General features: G+C 68.4%; 2 protein-coding genes. Both read left to right on the top strand.

Annotation, left to right across the window (positions count from 1 at the left end):
* Nucleotides 1-724 (top strand): ABC transporter permease (locus tag AB0C69_RS42045; protein ID WP_360362479.1); only part of this gene is annotated, 724 nt, incomplete at its 5' end.
* 13 nt (nt 725-737) lie between these two features.
* Entirely contained in the window at nt 738-1721 is a 984-nt protein-coding gene (locus AB0C69_RS42040) for an ABC transporter substrate-binding protein (protein ID WP_360362476.1), read from the top strand.
* Nucleotides 1722-1764 lie beyond the last annotated feature (43 nt).

The following is a 1764-nucleotide window of genomic DNA, read 5'->3' as shown; positions in this document are numbered from 1 at the left end:
GTGGCTGCTCTCGGCCACCGTGTACGGCTCGTCCAACTACCTGCTGCCGCGCCCGCTCGCGGTGTACACCGCGGCCGTCGAGAACGCCGGGACGCTGTGGTCCGGGCTGCGGATCACCCTCGTCGAGGCGGCCGCCGGGTTCCTGCTCGCGATCGTCGTCGGGATGCTCGGCGCGGTCGTGATGAGCCTGGCCAAGCCGCTCGAGCGCAGCTTCTACCCGTACGCGGTGCTGCTGCAGACCGTCCCGATCGTCGCGGTGGCGCCGGTGATCGTGCTGTGGTTCGGCTACAACCAGACCTCGGTGATCGTGATCTCCTTCATGATCTCGGTGTTCCCGATCCTCAGCAACACGCTGCTCGGGCTGCTGTCATCCGACCGCAACCACCTCGACCTGTTCCGCATGCACCGGGCGACCCGCCGTGTGCAGTTCCTCAAGCTGCGGCTGCCGGGCGCGCTGCCCAACATCTTCGCCGGGCTGCGCGTCTCGGCGGGGCTGTCGGTGATCGGCGCGATCGTCGGCGAGTTCATCATCGGCTCCGGCGGCGAGGAGGGGGGCCTCGGCGTCAAGGTCATCTTCGCCCAGTCCCGGCTGGCCACCGCGCTGCTGTTCGCCGAGGTGCTGGCGGCGACCCTGCTGGGGTTCGCCTTCTTCCTCACCGTGTCCGTCCTCGGCAACCGGCTGCTGCGCTCCTGGCACGAGTCCGTCATGCGCAACGACAACTGAAAGGCGATCGATCATGAAGAAGACGAGCATCAGGAGCACGGGCCTCAGGGCCGCCGCGGCGGTGGCGCTGTTCGCCGCCTCCGCCGGCTGCGCCGGGCAGGCCGCGGGCGGCTCGACGGAGAAGAACACCGTCATCCTGACCAACTGGTTCGCCCAGGCGGAGCAGGGCGGCTACTGGCAGGCGATGGCCGAGCAGCCCGCCAAGGGCGACGGCGTCACCCTCAACGTCAAGCAGGGCGGGCCCGGCATCCAGACCATCCCGCAGGTCGCCGCCGGCCAGGCCGCCTTCGGCGTGGCCAACGCCGACGAGGTGCTGGTCGCTCGCAAGAACGGGCTGCCGATCGTGGCCGTCGCCGCGGGATTCGACACCAACCTGCAGTGCATGATGTTCCACAAGGCGGCGGGCATCAAGACCTTCAAGGACCTGAACGGCCACACGGTCGCCCGCGTCCCGAGCCCCTACTGGGACTTCCTCAAGCACAACTTCGGCCTGAACCGGGTGAAGGAGATCAACCTCAACGGGTCGCTGGCCGACTACAAGCGGCAGCCGGGCTTCGTCCAGCAGTGCTTCGTCACCTCCGAGCCCTACACGGCGCAGAAGGAGGGCGTGAAGGACTTCGCGATGCTCAGCGTGGCCAAGGACGGCGGGTACAACCCCTACGGCAACCTGCTCTTCACCACCGAGCGGGTGATCAAGGAGAACCCCGACCTGGTGAAGAAGGTGGTCGCCGCCTCCGTCCAGGGCTGGAAGAACTTCAGCGTCGATCCCGGCAAGGCCAAGGCGGCCGTCCAGAAGGCCAACCCCGACACCGTCCCCGAGGCCTTCGACTTCGGAGCCGCGACGATCAAGGAGGGCGGGTACCTGGGCGCCGAGCCCGGCTCGATGACCGACGAGCGCTGGAAGACCCTGCGGGACCAGCTCGGCTCGTTCGGCGCCGTGCCGAAGGACTTCGACTACGGCAAGGCGTTCACCACGAAGTACCTGCCCAACGGCTGACGAACGGACAGGGGCCCGGCGATCCGCGTGTGGAAGGCCAGGG

The organism is Actinomadura sp. NPDC048032 (assembly GCF_040653175.1).
Classification (GTDB): domain Bacteria; phylum Actinomycetota; class Actinomycetes; order Streptosporangiales; family Streptosporangiaceae; genus Spirillospora; species Spirillospora verrucosospora.
This window is presented reverse-complemented; position numbering and strand designations above follow the sequence as displayed.